This is a genomic window from Telluria sp. ZT3P25, assembly GCF_059685895.1.
Genome location: NZ_JCASIJ010000001.1, coordinates 4,091,418 through 4,106,143 on the forward strand (window position 1 = coordinate 4,091,418; position 14,726 = coordinate 4,106,143).

Here is a 14,726-nt window from a genome sequence, read left to right on the forward strand (position 1 = left end):
CCAATACATTGCCAACGGCGATGTATTGGCGGCCGCCGCGCCCTGTCAGGCAGCGCGGGACAGCGCTTCCAGCAGCTTGGTAGCCGTGGCCGCCGACGAACCCGGATTCTGACCGGTGATCAGCAAGCCATCGGTGACCACATACGAACCCCAGTCATCGGTGCGCGAATAGTTGCCGCCTTTTGCCTTTAGCTCGTCTTCCACCAGGAATGGCACAATATCCGTCAATTCGACTGCCGCTTCTTCGGTATTGGTGAAGCCCGTGACGCGCTTGCCCTGCACGAGTGGCGTGCCGTCGGCATTCTTCACGTGGCGCAGCACGCCCGGTGCGTGGCACACCAGCGCCACCGGCTTGTTCGCAGCGATGAACGACTCGATCAGCGCGATCGAGTTGCGGTCTTCGGCCAGGTCCCACAGCGGGCCATGACCGCCCGGGTAGAACACGGCATCGAAGTCACCCTGCGAGACGGTATCGAGACGCACGGTCGCGGCCAGTTGCGCGTTCGCAGCGGCATCGGCCTTGAAGCGGCGGGTGTCATCGGTCTGGGCCGATGCATCATCACTCTTCGGGTCGAGCGGCGGCTGGCCACCGGCAGGCGAGGCCAGCACGATGTTGGCGCCGGCTTCCTTCAGCGCGTAGTACGGCGCGGCCAGCTCTTCGAGCCAGAAGCCGGTCTTGCGGCCGGTGTTGCCCAGGGTGTCATGGGAGGTAAGTACGATCAGGATGTTCATGGTGTGGCTCCTTGTTGTTGATGTTAATAGACCAGTCGTCTAGATTGTGTGTCAAAAAAACGCTTCACGAGAAGCGTTTGTTATCGCCTTTTTTATCGAGCCAGTTGCAACATATCCTGCGTGGTCATCAGCGCCGCATCGAATGCCACCGCGTCGCGCGCGATCTTGGCCATGAGGCTGGCGCCGAGCCAGAGCTGGTACAGGCTCTGCGCCACCTGCCCGGCCTCGCCCTCCACCTTCAGCGAACCGTCGGCGATACCGCCTTCGATGGCCTCGGCCAGACGGGCGACAATGCCAGCAGTACCTTGCTTGAGCGTCAGGCGCATCGGCTCAGACAAATCGACCACTTCCGCGCCCAGCTTGACGGCCAGGCACTTGCCCTGGCAATCATCAAACGACTGGTTCGTGCGCCATTGCCCAAAGTAGGTCAGCAGTTTGCTGGCCATCGTCGCATCCGGATTGCGCAGCGTGACGTCCATCTCTGCCAGATAGGCCTCGAAATACCTGGCCAGCAGCGCTTCGCCGAACGCATCTTTCGAGCCGAAGTAATGGTAGAACGATCCCTTCGGCACGCCGGCCGAGACCAGGATCTCGTTCAGACCTACCGCCGAGAACCCTTTGCCAGCCATGATGCGCTGCCCAACATCGAGGATAGTGTCGCGAACGCCGGACGATTCAGAGGTCAATGCTTTTGCCATGGACCTACTATACAGCAAAATTAGACCAGTCGTCTAGAACAGTGCTCAAGCGGACAGCGAGACTGGCTGACCAAGATTCCAAAAGGCTATTAGCCAATAATTCGACTCTGACCCTAATTGTTGGGCTATTGCTTAGTCGACGGCTTTGACCATCGCTTCGATGACTTTTTTGGCGTCGCCGAAGACCATCATCGTGTTGGGCTGGTAAAACAGGTCGTTGTCCAGGCCCGCGTAGCCGGAGGCCATCGAGCGTTTGTTGACGATGATGCTTTTGGCCCGGTAGGCCTCCAGGATCGGCATGCCGGCAATGGCCGACTTCGGGTCTTTCGCAGCCGGGTTCACCACGTCGTTGGCGCCCAGGACCAGCACCACATCGGTCTGGCCGAATTCGCCGTTGATGTCTTCCATCTCGGCCACCTGGTCGTACGGTACTTCGGCTTCCGCCAGCAGCACGTTCATGTGGCCCGGCATACGCCCGGCCACCGGGTGGATCGCGTAGCGCACCGTCACGCCGTGCGCGGTCAGCTTGTCGACCAGTTCCTTGACCGTGTGCTGCGCGCGCGCCACGGCCAGGCCGTAGCCGGGGACGATGATCACCGACTCGGCATTCTGCAGGATGAACGCGGCGTCTTCGGCCGAGCCGGATTTGACGGGCCGCTGCTCCTTCTCCCCACCGGCATCGGTCACCGCCTCGCCGCCAAAGCCGCCCAAGAGCACATTGAAGAACGAGCGGTTCATCGCCTTGCACATGATGTACGACAGGATCGCGCCGCTGGAGCCCACCAGCGAGCCGGCGATGATCAGCATCGCGTTGTTCAGCGAAAAGCCGATGCCCGCCGCCGCCCAGCCCGAGTACGAGTTGAGCATCGAGACCACCACCGGCATGTCGGCCCCACCGATCGGGATGATGATCAACACGCCCAGCACGAACGCCAGCGCCGCCATCACGATGAACGCGCCCCATGCGGGTTCAAGGCCGTCGGCGAAGCAGAAGACCAGCCCCAGCGCGACAATCGCGATGGCGACGAACAGATTCAGGATGTGCTGGCCCGCAAAACGCACCGGCGCGCCCTGGAACAGGCGGAACTTGTACTTGCCCGACAGCTTGCCGAAGGCGATGACCGAGCCCGAAAACGTCACCGCGCCGACGAACGTGCCGATGAACAGTTCGAGCCGGTTCCCGAACGGCAGCGGTTCGCCGCGGGTCGTGATGTTGAAGGCCCACGGCTCGGCCACCGCCGCGATCGCGATGCAGACGGCGGCCAGCCCGATCAGCGAGTGCATCGCCGCGACCAGTTCCGGCATCTTGGTCATCTCGACTTTTTTCGCGGCGGTCGCGCCGATGGCGCCGCCCACAACCACGCCCAGCAGCACCAGGCCGAATCCCAGTCCCCCGCCCTGCTGCAGCCGCTCCTGCAGCTTGAGCATCAGCGCAATGGTGGTCAGCACCGCAATCGCCATGCCGGCCATCCCGAACGCATTGCCCAGGCGCGCCGTCGATGGCGACGACAAGCCCTTGAGCGCCTGGATGAAGCACACCGAGGCCACCAGATAGAACAGCGTGACCAGATTCATGCTGATGGCGTTCATGCCGCGTCCTCCTGCTTCGGCGCGGCCTTGGGCGCCTTCTTGCGGAACATCTCCAGCATGCGCTGCGTGACCAGGAAGCCACCGAACACGTTCACGGCCGCCAGGGCCACGGCCAGCGTGCCGGCCACGCGCCCCGTCAAGCCTTCGGTCAGGCCCGCGGCCAGCATGGCGCCGACGATGACGATCGCCGAGATGGCATTGGTGACCGCCATCAGGGGCGTATGCAGCGCCGGGGTAACGGTCCAGACCACGTGGTAGCCGACGTAGATCGCCAGCACGAAGATGATCAGGTTGATGACGGTGTGGCTGATGTCCATGGTGTCTCCAGTCCGTTCTTGTCAACGATGCCAACGTCTTGTTTGCCAACGTCTTATTTGCGCAGCAGCTCTCCGGCGCTGCACATCAGGGTCGCGCGCACGATCTCGTCGTCGCGGTCGATATGGAACCCGTCGTCGGCGTCGATCACCAGCTTGAGAAAATCGAGCACATTGCGCGCGTACAGGGCCGACGCATCGGCCGGCACCAGCGTGGCCAGGTCAGGCTCGCCGATGATGTGCACGCCGTGTTTCAGGACGGTGGCGCCGATCTCGCTCAGGACGCAGTTGCCGCCCTGTGCCACGGCCATGTCGACGATCACGGACCCCGGCTTCATGGCGCGCACCGTGTCTTCTCCTATCAGCACGGGCGCGCGCCGGCCCGGAATCAGGGCCGTGGTAATGATGATGTCGGCCAGCTTCGCGCGTTCGTGCACAAGCTGCGCCTGGCGCCGCATCCAGTCGGCCGGCATCGCGCGCGCATAGCCGCCGCTGCCGGCTGCGATCTCGCGCTCTTCGTCGGTTTCATACGGCACGTCGATGAATTTCGCGCCAAGTGACTCCACCTGCTCTTTTACCGGCGGGCGCACGTCGGACGCTTCGATCACGGCGCCCAGCCGCTTGGCGGTGGCAATCGCCTGCAGGCCGGCCACGCCGACGCCCATGATCAGCACGCGCGCGGCCTTGACGGTGCCGGCGGCCGTCATCAGCATCGGCATGAAGCGCCCGTAGGTATTCGCGGCCAGCAGGATGGCCTTGTAGCCGGCGATGTTCGCCTGCGACGACAGTACGTCGAGCGATTGTGCGCGCGTGATGCGCGGCGCGGCTTCCAGGGCAAAGGCGGTGATGCCGGCCGTGGCCAGCGCGGCGAGATTCTCACCATCGAAGGGATCGAGCATCCCGACCAGCACCGCGTCGCGGCGCATCATGGCCAGCTCGCCGGCGGCGGGACTGCGCACCTTGAGCACCAGGTCGGCGCCGAACGCGCCAGAAGCATCGATGATGACGGCGCCGGCGGCTTCGAACGCGGCGTCTGGCGCCGCCGCATGCAGGCCGGCGCCGGCCTGCACCACGACCTCGTGGCGCGCGGCCAGCTTTTTCACGGTCTCGGGGGTAGCTGCAACACGGGTCTCGCCCGGCCGGGTTTCGGCCGGAATACCAATTCTCATGGATCCCTCCATTCGTTGAACTGCCGCGCCAGCAAATCTATCACGTCTTTACAGTGATTGTTCAAATATTAAATTTGCGTGGCCGATTTGATCCCTGGTAGACGCGGTGCAGGGCGCACCGGGCCATGATGGTTGTTTTTGCGACAGATCAAGCCCGATTAACCACATGCCAACGTTGCAGGAAGCGACCGGCTGAGCAAACACGGGCCTTGTCAAGGTAGAATACCGGCTCATTTTCAAGGACAGGCATGAGCGATATCTTCAAACCATCGGTTACCGTGGCAGCGATCATCGAGCACGAGGGCCGGTTCCTGCTGATCGAAGAAGAGACGAGCGAAGGTATCAAGCTGAACCAGCCCGCCGGCCATCTCGACCCGCACGAATCGCTGGAACAGGCGGTGGTGCGCGAAGCGCTCGAAGAAACGGCGCACGAGTTCATCCCGCGCTCGCTGGTGGGCATGTACATGTCGCGCTACCACTCGAAGTCGCGCAATGCCGACGTCACCTACCTGCGCTTTACCTTTGCCGGCAGTGTCGGGCGCCAGTTCGACCAGCCGCTCGACGAAGGCATCCTGCGCACCATGTGGATGACGCGCGACGAAATCGCCGCCACCGTCGACCGCCACCGCAGTCCGATCGTGCTGCGCTGCGTGGACGACTACCTGGCCGGCCAGAGCACGCCGCTCTCGCTGCTGCACACCCACCCTTCGGTCTTCGAAGGCGGGATCTGAAGAATTCACTACGGACGTAACATGCGCAAGAAAAAAGTCGTGATCGGGATGTCGGGCGGAGTCGACTCCTCGGTCGCGGCCTGGATGCTCAAGGAACAAGGCTACGACGTGGTCGGCCTGTTCATGAAAAACTGGGAAGACGACGACGATTCCGAATACTGCTCGACGCGCCAGGACTGGATCGACGCGGCCAGCGTGGCCGACGTGGTGGGCGTGGACATCGAGGCAGTCAACTTCGCCGCCGAATACAAGGACCGCGTGTTCGCCGAATTCCTGCGCGAATACCAGGCCGGCCGCACCCCGAACCCGGACGTGCTGTGCAACGCCGAAATCAAGTTCAAGGCCTTTCTCGATCATGCGATGAAGCTGGGCGCCGACCTGATCGCCACCGGCCACTATGCGCGCGTGCGCGAGAACACGGCCAGCGGCAGCTTCGAGCTGCTCAAGGCCTTCGACGCCACCAAGGACCAGAGTTATTTCCTGCATCGCCTGAGCCAGGCGCAGTTGTCCAAGTCGCTGTTCCCGCTGGGTGAAATCCCGAAAACCGAGGTGCGCAAGATCGCCGAAAAACTCCAGCTGCCCAACGCGGCCAAGAAGGATTCGACCGGCATCTGCTTCATCGGCGAGCGGCCGTTCCGCGACTTCTTGAACCGCTACCTGGCCTACAAGCCGGGCCCGATCCGGCTCGACGACGGCACGCAGGTGGGCGAGCACGTCGGCCTGTCGTTCTACACGCTGGGCCAGCGCAAGGGCATCGGCATCGGGGGCCTGAAGTCACGCAAGACCGCTGACGGCATCAGCGAGCCATGGTTCGTGGCGCGCAAGGACATCGAGGCCAACACGCTCTACATCGTGCAGGGCCACGACCATCCATGGCTGCTGTCGGACCGCCTCGAAGCGGGTCAGGCCAGCTGGATCGCCGGCCACGCACCGGCGGCCGGCGCATTGTCGGCCAAGACACGCTACCGCCAGGCCGACATGGCCTGCCGCGTGCTGGCCGATGGCGACGCGCGCTTCGCGCTCGATTTCGATGAAGCCCAATGGGCGGTTACGCCGGGCCAGTCGGCCGTGCTGTACGACGGCGACGTGTGCCTGGGCGGCGGTATCATCGACGTGCGCTCAAGCGCCGCCTGACGACACATCAAGGCTGGCGCGCCGCCAGCCATTCCACCAGCACGCCGGGCTCAAGCGGCCGCGCGTGCAGGTAACCCTGGACCTCGTCGCAACCGGCCAGGCGCAGGAAATCTTCCACTTCCACCGTTTCGACGCCTTCGGCCACGACCTTGTGACCGAGGTCGTGCGACAGCTTGATCATCGTGCCCACCAGCGAGCGGCAGCGGTCGTCCTGGACCAGGTTGCGCATGAAGCTCTGGTCGATCTTGACCACGTTGGCCGGCAGGCTTTGCAGGTACGACAGGCTGCTGTAGCCAGTGCCGAAGTCGTCGATTGCCAGTTGCACGCCGGCGCGACCGAGGCGCTCGAGCGTGGCCTGCGCTACCTTTGGATTGCGCATCAGCGCACTTTCGGTCAGCTCGATCACCAGGCACGATGGCGCCAGGCCGTGGTGCTGCAACTCCATCAGCACGCGGTCGCAGAAATCCGGCTCTTCCAGGTTCACGGCCGAGACATTGACTGCCACCTGCAACGCCAGGCCGTCCCGGCGCCAGGCGACCATCTGGCGCAGCGCAGCGCGCAGCACCCACTCGGTGGTGGCGCGCGCCAGTGACGTCGTCTCGATCACCGGCATGAATTCGCCGGGCGAGATCGCGCCGGCCGTCGGATGGTTCCAGCGCAGCAGTGCTTCGACGCCGACGCAGGCGCCGTCGAGCAGGCTGACCTTCGGCTGGTACACCAGATGCAGTTCGTCCTCGCTCGCGAGCGCGGCGCCGAATTCGGTCACCAGCCAGAAGCGGCGCTGCAGGATCGCGTCATGATGCGACGAGAACACGCGCACGCAGCGTTCGGCCGCCAGCGCATCGTGCGCGGCGCTGTGCATATTGCGTAGCAGGTCCAGGCCCTCGGTCTGGCCGACCGTGAACGGCGCAATGCCCACCGTCGTCGTCGTGATCAGGCGCGCCTGGCCATAACTGGCGCGCGCGTCGAGCCACGACTGCATCTGCTCGCAGAACGGCTCGATCGACAGGCCGCGCGGCGCGAAGAACGCAAACTGCGTGCTGCCCACATGGTAGATCTTGCCGGCGCCGCCCAGACGCAGCTGCGGCACCGTTTCACGCACCATGTCGTCGAGATAGCTCGAACCCATGACGCGCTGGGCATCGCTCAGTTCCTGCGGGCTGGCCAGGCTGATCAGGGCCGCAATACGCACCTCGCCATTCGGCTCATGCAGTTCCAGGTCGTTGAAGTCGATGATGAACTGGTTGCGGTTCGGCAGGCCGCTGACCGGATCGACGCGCCCGAACGCATGCTGCAGTTCGATCTGCGCCATCACCATGGTCGCCAGGTCCGTCAGCGCCTGGCGCTCGGCCAGGCTGACCTGGCGCGGCTCGGTACCGAGCACGCACATCGCGCCCAGGCAAAAGCCTTCGCTGGTCGTGAGCGGCGCGCCGGCATAGAAGCGGATCCCGCCTTCAGCCAGCGGGCTGTCGCGGAAATACGGGTCTTCCAGCAGATCCGGCACGATCAGTACCTCGCGCTCGTCCGACACCATCGCGCACGGCGCTCTCATCCGCGGAATCGTGTCGTGGGTAATACCGACCTTCGACTTGAACCATTGACGGTTGGCGTCGGTCAGCGAGACCGCCGCAATCGGCAATCCGAATAACTGCGCAGCCATGCGCGTGATGCGATCGAACGCTTCGCTGGGCGGGCTGTCGAGCAGCTCCAGACGACGCAGGGCATCGAGACGGGCAGTCTCGTACTGGGGCGACGCACAGTGCGGTTGAAAGAGCGGAGGATTCATGAAAAGACGACGCGCCGTTGCGCGTAAATATGACGAATATGACGGACAGAATCTATTGTTGCTAATAAAAAACTTAAGGTCAATCATTATTTTCAAACGAATCGTTGTATTCGTCATTTTTAGTTGCTTCGTGTAAAATAAAAGCAGCGAATCACACGAACGATGTCATGAAAACACATGAATTTAACGATCCGATACTGACGACCCGCGAAGCAGCGCAGTTGCTTGGTGTTGCTGTCAGTACGGCCCAGGTATGGATGGAGAGCGGCGATTTGCCGGCCTGGAAGACACCGGGCGGCCATCGTCGTGTGCGCTATAGCGCCGTGATGCGCCTGGTGCGCGAGCGTGTAGCGTCAAAGGATGAGGTCAAGGCAGCCAGGCCGTCGGGTACTGCGGAACTGGCGACCGAGTTCTTGCCAGCGGCGGCGCCGGACTACCCGGTCCCGGCCAATGAGGCACAGCGGCTGGCGGCACTCGCGCAAAGCGGCCTGATGAATTCGGAAGATGACGCCGCCTTCGATCGCCTGACCTGGCTCGCCGGCCACGCCACGGCCTGCCCGATGGCGCTGATCACCTTGTTGTCAGCAGAGCGCCAGTGGTGCAAGTCGCGCGTCGGGATGGAAAACCGCGAGACCACACGCTCCTCGGCCTTCTGCAGTCACGCGCTGATGCAGGACGAGCCTTTCGTGGTCGAGGATGCCAGTGCCGATCCGCGCTTTGCCGACAACCCGATGGTCATCGGCGCGCCGTTCATCCGTTTTTATGCCGGCTACCCGGTACGCACCGCCGACGGGATGGCGCTGGGCTCGCTGTGCGTGCTCGATACCGAGCCACGCCGCCTGCGCGAGCGCGAGATGCGCGCGCTGCGTGAACTGGCCGTGCTCGCGTCGGACGAAGTGCAGCGCCGCGCATAGCCTGTATCAGCCCGGCTTGCCCGGCGCCTGCTGCTGCTGCTTGACGAAGGCAATGACGGTATTACGAATGGTCTTGAGCACAGTGTCGGCCTTGAACGGCTTGACGATGAAACCATGCACGCCCCGCGCCAGCGCGCTCTGGACCGCCGCGGCGTCGAGCGTGCCCGAGACCAGGAACACGAGCGTCTTGGGCAGCGTCGCGCGCAGCTGCTCGACCACGTCGCTGCCGTCCTCGACCTGTTCGCGCGCGATGCAGATCACGTGCGGGTGGTGCTTGACTGCCAGTGCCAACCCCAGCGCGCTGGTGTGCGTGGCACCGACCACGTCGTAACTGCCGTCGGCCAGCACAGTACCGAGCGTTGCGCGCGAGACTGCATTTGCATCCACGATGACCGCCTTGAGCATAGCTTCACATTCCTTGTCAGTTCGCTGAACAAATCAGCCTTCGTACGCCAGTGTCTTCCATGTCACGCCAAGACGCACGTCCAGTTTCAGCGAGACCAGGCAGCGTGACATCTCCAGTATCTCACGCTCGGCGCGCAGTCTCTCACCGAGTGGCGTCTTGAGGATGCCGGCGCCGGCCATCACGGCCTCGAGATTGCCATACGCACCCAGCAGGCGCGCTGCCGTTTTCATGCCGATCTTCGACACGCCCGGCACGCCGTCGGTCGGGTCGCCCATCAGCGCCAGCAGATCGTGCAGTTGCTCGGGCGCCACGCCAAAGCGCGCACGCACCCAGGCGTCGTCATGCCACTCGTTCTTGAAATGATCCCACACCAGCGCGCCATGCGCGATCAAAGGATGCAGGTCCTTGTCAGTGGTGGCCACGACCGCTTCGCCGCGGCCTTCGGACAGCCAGCGCATCACGCCGGTAGCGATCACATCGTCGGCTTCGACGTCGGGCACCATCAACACATGCACGCCGGCCGCGCGCAGGCGGTCGTGAAATTCGGGCAGCGCCGCGCGCAGTTCGGACGGCATCGCCGCCCGGCCCTCGCGGTAGCGCGGATACAGCGCATGGCGCCAGGTCGGCCCGCTATGATCAAACGCGGCCAGCACGTGGGTCGGCGCATGCGCCTCGAGCACGTGTCGAAACGACGAGAAGGCGTGGCGCAGCGCGATGCTGGCTTTCAGGTCGGAATCGGGTTCGGGGCTGGCTTCGTAGACGCGGCGTACGATGTTCAGGCCGTCGATCGCGAGCAGCTTTGCCGGGTTGGGCATGGGGTATGGGTATGAAGAGCCGTGGATGGCGCCCATCATAAACCGGTTGCACGGTCGCGGGAAGGTAGCGACCGTGGTGGGGACTGGCCCTACTTCGCGTACGCGTACTCGCCACCGCGCTCGAGCGCGCGCCGGTAGGCCGGGCGCGCATGGATGCGGGCCAGGAAATCGGTCAGGTTCGGGTACTTGGCATCGAGCCCGCCACGCGAGGCAGCTGCTTCGAGCGGGAAGCTCATCTGGATGTCGGCGGCGCTGAACTCTTCGCCGGCGAACCACGGGTGCTTGCCCAGTTCGGCTTCGAGGTAACCCAGCTGCAGCGCAATCTGCGGCAGCACGAAGGTGCCCTTGACCTTGTGCGCGATGCCGCGCGCGATCGGCTTGGCAAAGAACGGCATCGGCGTGCTTTCGATCTTGTCGAACACGAGCTTGAGCAGCAGCGGCGACATCATCGAGCCTTCGGCAAAGTGCAGAAAGTGCGTGTAGCGCAGGCGCGCCGGCGTGCGGGCGGCAGGCACCAGGCGCGGGGCATCCGTGTCGGAGGCGCGCGCGGTCAGGTATTCGACGATGGCGCCCGATTCGGCCACCACGAGCTCGCCATCGGTGATCACGGGCGACTTGCCCAGCGGGTGCACGGCCTTCAGTTCGGGCGGAGCCAGCATCGTCTTGGGATCGCGCTCGTAGCGCTTGATCTCGTACTCAAGTCCGAGTTCTTCGAGCAGCCAGAGGATGCGCTGCGAGCGCGAATTGTTCAGGTGGTGGACGACGATCATGGCGTGGACAGGAAAGTGGAGATGGCGGCCAGCTTAGCACCGTTGGCCACGCACCTGCAGCCCGCTAGCGCTAGCGCTAGCGCTGGTGCAGCTTGATGACGCGGTGCTTGCCCGCGCCCTGCGGCGCCGGCGCCGCGGCTTTCGGGGCGCAGCTGCCGCAGCTGCCGCCACCGCAGGCGCCGCCGCTGCTGGTGTCGAGCCAGCGCGCCAGCGCGGACTGGCGCCCGCCTCTTGTCAGCAGCAGCACCGCGCGTGCGCGCAGCGGTGCCGGCAGGTACTTCGCGCCCAGGTACAGCGCGGCGACAGTGACGATGACGATGACGGTCAGTTCTTGCATGGTTAGGCTCCGGTGAAGGCCAGCGTGACGCGGTAGACGATGAACGCCGCCACGTAGGCCAGCGCGAACATGTAGCCGGCCATGATCCAGGCATATTTGCGGCTGCCCGTTTCGCGCGCCACGGTGGCCAGCGTCGGCAGGCAGTGCGGCGCGTAGACATACCAGGCCAGCAGCGACAGGCCGGTGGCCAGCGACCACGATTGGGCGATCAGCGGCGCCAGCGTATTGCCCACTTCATCGCCACCTGACAGCGCGTACACGGTGCCCAGCGCGCCGACCGCCACTTCACGCGCGGCCATGCCCGGCACCAGCGCGATGGCGATCTGCCAGTTGAAGCCGATTGGTGCCAGCACGACTTCGAGTGCGCGGCCGATCATGCCCGCCACACTGTAGTAGATCGGCGGATGGGTCGCGCCTTCCGGTGCGCCCGGGAAGCTCGAGAACAGCCAGAGCAGGACCATCATGGCCAGGATCAAGGTACCGACGCGCATCAGGAAGATCTTGGCGCGTTCAAGCAGGCCCGAGGCCAGGCCGCGCGGATGCGGCCAGTGATAGGCCGGCAGTTCGAGCATCAGCGCGTGCTGCTTGTAGCCGTTGCGGCGCTTCATGAACCAGGCCACCGCCATCGCCGAGAGGATGCCGGCCAGGTACAGCACGAACAGCACGATGCCCTGCAGGTTCATGAAGCCGCCCACGACACGGTCGGGAATGAATGCGGCGATCAGGAGCGCATACACTGGCAGGCGCGCCGAACACGTCATCAATGGCGCGATCATGATCGTCACCAGGCGGTCGCGTGGATTCTGGATCGTGCGCGCGGCCATCACACCCGGGATGGCGCAGGCAAACGACGACAACAGCGGCAGGAACGAGCGGCCCGACAGGCCCACGCTGCCCATGATGCGGTCGAGCAGGAAGGCCGCGCGCGGCAGGTAGCCGACGTCTTCCAGCAGCAGGATGAAGAAGAACAGGATCAGAATCTGCGGCAGGAACACCAGCACGCTGCCCACGCCGGCAATGATGCCGTCGACGATGAGACTGTGCAGCATGCCCTCGCCGATCCATGAACCGACCATCTGGCCGAAGGCGCCCATGCCCGCTTCGATCAGTTCGATCGGTGCGTCGCCCCAGCTGAACACGGCCTGGAAAATCACGAACATCAACAGTGCCAGGATGACCGGACCGGCGATCGGGTGCAGCACGACGCTGTCGATCTTTTCGCTCAGGTTGCCGGTGTCCTTGACCGACGACACGGCGACGGACAGGATGCGGCGCACTTCGCGCTGGGTGTCTTCCACCGATACTTCGTCGATCGCCGACAGCGGCTTGGGCGTCACCGGTACGCCAAACGGCATCGCGTCGAGCTGGGACAGCAAGGCTTTTTCGCCGCCGGACTGGATCGCCACCGTCTCGACGACGGGCATGCCCAGCTCTTGCGACAGCTTGGCGGTATCGATCTCGATGCCGCGCTTTTTGGCGACGTCGACCATGTTCAGTGCCAGCACCATCGGCAGGCCCAGACGGCGCAGCTCGAGCACCAGGCGCAGGTTCAGGCGCAGGTTGGTGGCGTTGACGACGCACAGGATGGCGTCCGGCGCGACTTCACCGGCGCGCAGGCCGGCCACCACGTCGCGCGTGATGCCTTCGTCGGGCGTCTGCGCATTCAGGCTGTAGGCGCCCGGCAGGTCGAGCACGCGAAACGCGCGCCCGGCGGGCGACGTGAAGCTGCCCTCCTTGCGTTCGATCGTGACGCCGGCGTAGTTGGCGACCTTCTGGCGCGCGCCGGTCAGGCGGTTGAAGAGCGCTGTCTTGCCGCAGTTGGGATTGCCCAGCAGTGCGACCAGTGGCGTGCGTGACGCGACGTGCGATTCCATGACTCCCATGCGACTAGTCCGCCTGGATCGAGACGAGAGCGGCTTCGAAGCGGCGCAGCGCGAATGTGGATTCGCCGACCTTGACGGCCAGCGGACCGCCCATCACGCGCTTGAGCACGCGAATGCGCTCGCCCGGCACGAAGCCCAGCTCCATCAGGCGGCGCTGGACGTCGATGCCGCCCTCCTGCGCACCGGACGCAAGATGGACAACGGTGGCGCTCTGGCCCGTCTTGAGCGAGTCGAGGGTTGGCAATGCGGCGTGGGTCATGGCGGCTTCCGAAAAATTGTTGCGCGTATGAGACAGCGACTGGAACGATCCCGGTATCATAAACCTAAATAGGAATTATTTCTATTTGCAGCTTGTCATTGCCAGACGGTCAAGTCCAAAAAAAGTGTGCATCAACCGAAAATTTCGCTTGCGTTCACGGTCGAGTTTACAGAAAATAGCAACGCAAATGAGAATGATTCGCATTTTATAGACTAAACTGCAATGGTTGTTTCAAAAGGGTTGCTCCAATGATCGTCTGTGTCTGCAACAACATCTCCGACCGTGAAATCCGCCAGGCCGCTGAACTGGGCATCTCGTCGATGGCCGAACTGCGCAAGGAACTGGGCGTCGGCACCATGTGCGGCACGTGCGTCAGCTATGCACGCCAGGTGCTGCACGAGCACATCGATAGCAAGACCACCGTCACCGAAGTGCGCCGCCTGCCGCAGGCTGCCTGAGCCTTCCCTGCTTTCCAGTAGTGCCGGCCTCGCAACTGTGCGGGGCTTTTTTTCGTCGCTGGTGACGGTGTGACCGGGTAGTGAGAACCGTTCGCACAGTGAACTGAGAACGGTTGCTATTACGCGCAAAAATGGCACATTTCGCGTTATTTAATGCGCTTTTTTACCCATTTTCGCGCAATTTCTAGCGTTTTAATGGCTCTCTGTTTGCTATCATGGAGGTCATTCAAAACACTACCGAGGGCACCCCATGAAAGGCGATCCAAACGTCATCCGTCTGCTGAACGCACAGCTGACCAATGAGCTGACCGCGATTAACCAGTACTTCCTGCACGCGCGCATGTATCGCCACTGGGGCCTGGACAAGCTGGCGAAGAAAGAATACGACGAGTCGATCGGCGAAATGAAGCACGCCGACAAGCTGATCGAACGCATCTTGATGCTCGACGCGCTGCCGAACCTGCAGGCGCTGCACAAGCTGATGATTGGTGAATCGACGCAGGAAACGCTCGAATGCGATCTGAAACTCGAACGTGCCGCGCACGTGACGGTCAAGGAAGGCATCGGCGCCTGCGAAGCGGCGGCCGATTACGTGTCGCGCGACCTGCTGTTGATGATCCTCGAAGACACCGAAGAGCACATCGAGTGGCTCGAAACGCAGCTGGACCTGATCGTCAAGATCGGTATCCAGAACTACCTGCAGACCCAGATCGGCGAGTAAGCTTTGCCG

The 14,726-nt window shown here is 63.6% G+C and carries 17 protein-coding genes; 5 read left to right on the top strand and 12 right to left on the bottom strand.

Going from position 1 to position 14,726, the window contains the following annotated elements:
• Positions 1–45: 45 nt before the first annotated feature.
• The 5 genes from AC56LY_RS18150 to AC56LY_RS18170 all read right to left on the bottom strand — a co-directional run bounded on the left by AC56LY_RS18150 (position 46) and on the right by AC56LY_RS18170 (position 4,503).
• Positions 46–732: a type 1 glutamine amidotransferase domain-containing protein gene (locus AC56LY_RS18150; RefSeq protein WP_499581780.1), complete on the bottom strand. Its 687-nt coding sequence runs from the start codon at positions 730–732 to the stop codon at positions 46–48.
• A gap of 92 nt (positions 733–824) precedes the next feature.
• Complete coding sequence (locus AC56LY_RS18155; RefSeq protein ID WP_499581782.1) at positions 825–1,430, bottom strand: TetR/AcrR family transcriptional regulator; 606 nt, start codon at positions 1,428–1,430, stop codon at positions 825–827.
• A 132-nt stretch (positions 1,431–1,562) separates the two neighbouring features.
• Positions 1,563–3,020, bottom strand: a complete 1,458-nt coding sequence (locus tag AC56LY_RS18160) for an NAD(P)(+) transhydrogenase (Re/Si-specific) subunit beta (RefSeq protein ID WP_499581784.1) — start codon at positions 3,018–3,020, stop codon at positions 1,563–1,565.
• The gene (locus AC56LY_RS18165) at positions 3,017–3,337 is read right to left on the bottom strand and encodes an NAD(P) transhydrogenase subunit alpha part 2 (protein ID WP_332533242.1); all 321 of its coding nucleotides are present in this window, start codon (positions 3,335–3,337) and stop codon (positions 3,017–3,019) included. Before AC56LY_RS18165 ends, AC56LY_RS18160 begins: the two co-directional genes overlap by 4 nt.
• Positions 3,338–3,390: 53 nt before the next feature.
• Positions 3,391–4,503 (bottom strand): Re/Si-specific NAD(P)(+) transhydrogenase subunit alpha, encoded by a 1,113-nt coding sequence (locus AC56LY_RS18170; RefSeq protein WP_499581786.1) that lies wholly within the window; start codon positions 4,501–4,503, stop codon positions 3,391–3,393.
• A gap of 248 nt (positions 4,504–4,751) precedes the next feature.
• On the opposite strand from AC56LY_RS18170, the gene AC56LY_RS18175 reads away from it, so the two are divergent.
• Together AC56LY_RS18175 and mnmA are read left to right on the top strand one after the other, a co-directional pair.
• Positions 4,752–5,234, top strand: a complete 483-nt coding sequence (locus AC56LY_RS18175) for an NUDIX hydrolase (RefSeq protein ID WP_258835919.1) — start codon at positions 4,752–4,754, stop codon at positions 5,232–5,234.
• 21 nt (positions 5,235–5,255) lie between these two features.
• Entirely contained in the window at positions 5,256–6,368 is a 1,113-nt protein-coding gene (gene mnmA / locus AC56LY_RS18180) for a tRNA 2-thiouridine(34) synthase MnmA (RefSeq protein WP_258835920.1), read from the top strand.
• A 7-nt stretch (positions 6,369–6,375) separates the two neighbouring features.
• Here the strand turns inward: mnmA and AC56LY_RS18185 are convergent, their stop codons facing one another.
• On the bottom strand, positions 6,376–8,154 hold the full coding sequence (locus AC56LY_RS18185) for a sensor domain-containing phosphodiesterase (RefSeq protein WP_499581789.1): 1,779 nt from the start codon (positions 8,152–8,154) through the stop codon (positions 6,376–6,378).
• Positions 8,155–8,321: 167 nt separating this feature from the next.
• On the opposite strand from AC56LY_RS18185, the gene AC56LY_RS18190 reads away from it, so the two are divergent.
• Positions 8,322–9,068, top strand: a complete 747-nt coding sequence (locus AC56LY_RS18190) for a GAF domain-containing protein (protein WP_499581790.1) — start codon at positions 8,322–8,324, stop codon at positions 9,066–9,068.
• 6 nt (positions 9,069–9,074) lie between these two features.
• On the opposite strand, the gene AC56LY_RS18195 is transcribed toward AC56LY_RS18190, so the two are convergent.
• The 6 genes from AC56LY_RS18195 to AC56LY_RS18220 form a co-directional block, all read right to left on the bottom strand.
• Positions 9,075–9,473 carry an ANTAR domain-containing response regulator gene (locus AC56LY_RS18195; RefSeq protein ID WP_499581792.1) on the bottom strand — a complete coding sequence of 133 codons (399 nt, stop codon included), beginning with the start codon at positions 9,471–9,473 and terminating at the stop codon, positions 9,075–9,077.
• A gap of 33 nt (positions 9,474–9,506) precedes the next feature.
• Entirely contained in the window at positions 9,507–10,289 is a 783-nt protein-coding gene (locus AC56LY_RS18200) for a 5'-3' exonuclease (RefSeq protein ID WP_499581794.1), read from the bottom strand.
• Positions 10,290–10,378: 89 nt separating this feature from the next.
• Positions 10,379–11,059 carry a glutathione S-transferase gene (locus AC56LY_RS18205; RefSeq protein ID WP_499581796.1) on the bottom strand — a complete coding sequence of 227 codons (681 nt, stop codon included), beginning with the start codon at positions 11,057–11,059 and terminating at the stop codon, positions 10,379–10,381.
• 76 nt (positions 11,060–11,135) lie between these two features.
• Positions 11,136–11,396, bottom strand: coding sequence for a DUF6587 family protein (locus AC56LY_RS18210; RefSeq protein WP_499581797.1), 261 nt, complete (start codon positions 11,394–11,396; stop codon positions 11,136–11,138).
• A gap of 2 nt (positions 11,397–11,398) precedes the next feature.
• Positions 11,399–13,279 carry a ferrous iron transporter B gene (gene feoB, locus AC56LY_RS18215; protein ID WP_499581799.1) on the bottom strand — a complete coding sequence of 627 codons (1,881 nt, stop codon included), beginning with the start codon at positions 13,277–13,279 and terminating at the stop codon, positions 11,399–11,401.
• Positions 13,280–13,283: 4 nt separating this feature from the next.
• Entirely contained in the window at positions 13,284–13,538 is a 255-nt protein-coding gene (locus AC56LY_RS18220; RefSeq protein ID WP_183556016.1) for a FeoA family protein, read from the bottom strand.
• Positions 13,539–13,786: 248 nt separating this feature from the next.
• Here AC56LY_RS18220 and AC56LY_RS18225 point away from each other — a divergent pair, with 248 nt between their 5' ends.
• Positions 13,787–13,996 (top strand): (2Fe-2S)-binding protein, encoded by a 210-nt coding sequence (locus AC56LY_RS18225; RefSeq protein WP_343026369.1) that lies wholly within the window; start codon positions 13,787–13,789, stop codon positions 13,994–13,996.
• 250 nt (positions 13,997–14,246) lie between these two features.
• On the top strand, positions 14,247–14,717 hold the full coding sequence (gene bfr, locus AC56LY_RS18230) for a bacterioferritin (protein WP_183556014.1): 471 nt from the start codon (positions 14,247–14,249) through the stop codon (positions 14,715–14,717).
• The last annotated feature ends 9 nt before the right edge of the window (positions 14,718–14,726 follow it).

Bases quoted from the DNA above. Each gene is read 5' to 3' on its own strand.
- AC56LY_RS18175 (WP_258835919.1), top strand. From the start codon at position 4,752: ATGAGCGATATCTTCAAACCATCGGTTACCGTGGCAGCGATCATCGAG.
- AC56LY_RS18165 (WP_332533242.1), bottom strand. From the start codon at position 3,337: ATGGACATCAGCCACACCGTCATCAACCTGATCATCTTCGTGCTGGCG.
- feoB (WP_499581799.1), bottom strand. From the start codon at position 13,279: ATGGGAGTCATGGAATCGCACGTCGCGTCACGCACGCCACTGGTCGCA.
- AC56LY_RS18160 (WP_499581784.1), bottom strand. From the start codon at position 3,020: ATGAACGCCATCAGCATGAATCTGGTCACGCTGTTCTATCTGGTGGCC.
- AC56LY_RS18185 (WP_499581789.1), bottom strand. From the start codon at position 8,154: ATGAATCCTCCGCTCTTTCAACCGCACTGTGCGTCGCCCCAGTACGAG.
- AC56LY_RS18200 (WP_499581794.1), bottom strand. From the start codon at position 10,289: ATGCCCAACCCGGCAAAGCTGCTCGCGATCGACGGCCTGAACATCGTA.
- AC56LY_RS18220 (WP_183556016.1), bottom strand. From the start codon at position 13,538: ATGACCCACGCCGCATTGCCAACCCTCGACTCGCTCAAGACGGGCCAG.
- AC56LY_RS18225 (WP_343026369.1), top strand. From the start codon at position 13,787: ATGATCGTCTGTGTCTGCAACAACATCTCCGACCGTGAAATCCGCCAG.
- AC56LY_RS18155 (WP_499581782.1), bottom strand. From the start codon at position 1,430: ATGGCAAAAGCATTGACCTCTGAATCGTCCGGCGTTCGCGACACTATC.
- AC56LY_RS18205 (WP_499581796.1), bottom strand. From the start codon at position 11,059: ATGATCGTCGTCCACCACCTGAACAATTCGCGCTCGCAGCGCATCCTC.
- mnmA (WP_258835920.1), top strand. From the start codon at position 5,256: ATGCGCAAGAAAAAAGTCGTGATCGGGATGTCGGGCGGAGTCGACTCC.
- bfr (WP_183556014.1), top strand. From the start codon at position 14,247: ATGAAAGGCGATCCAAACGTCATCCGTCTGCTGAACGCACAGCTGACC.
- AC56LY_RS18190 (WP_499581790.1), top strand. From the start codon at position 8,322: ATGAAAACACATGAATTTAACGATCCGATACTGACGACCCGCGAAGCA.
- AC56LY_RS18195 (WP_499581792.1), bottom strand. From the start codon at position 9,473: ATGCTCAAGGCGGTCATCGTGGATGCAAATGCAGTCTCGCGCGCAACG.
- AC56LY_RS18210 (WP_499581797.1), bottom strand. From the start codon at position 11,396: ATGCAAGAACTGACCGTCATCGTCATCGTCACTGTCGCCGCGCTGTAC.
- AC56LY_RS18150 (WP_499581780.1), bottom strand. From the start codon at position 732: ATGAACATCCTGATCGTACTTACCTCCCATGACACCCTGGGCAACACC.
- AC56LY_RS18170 (WP_499581786.1), bottom strand. From the start codon at position 4,503: ATGAGAATTGGTATTCCGGCCGAAACCCGGCCGGGCGAGACCCGTGTT.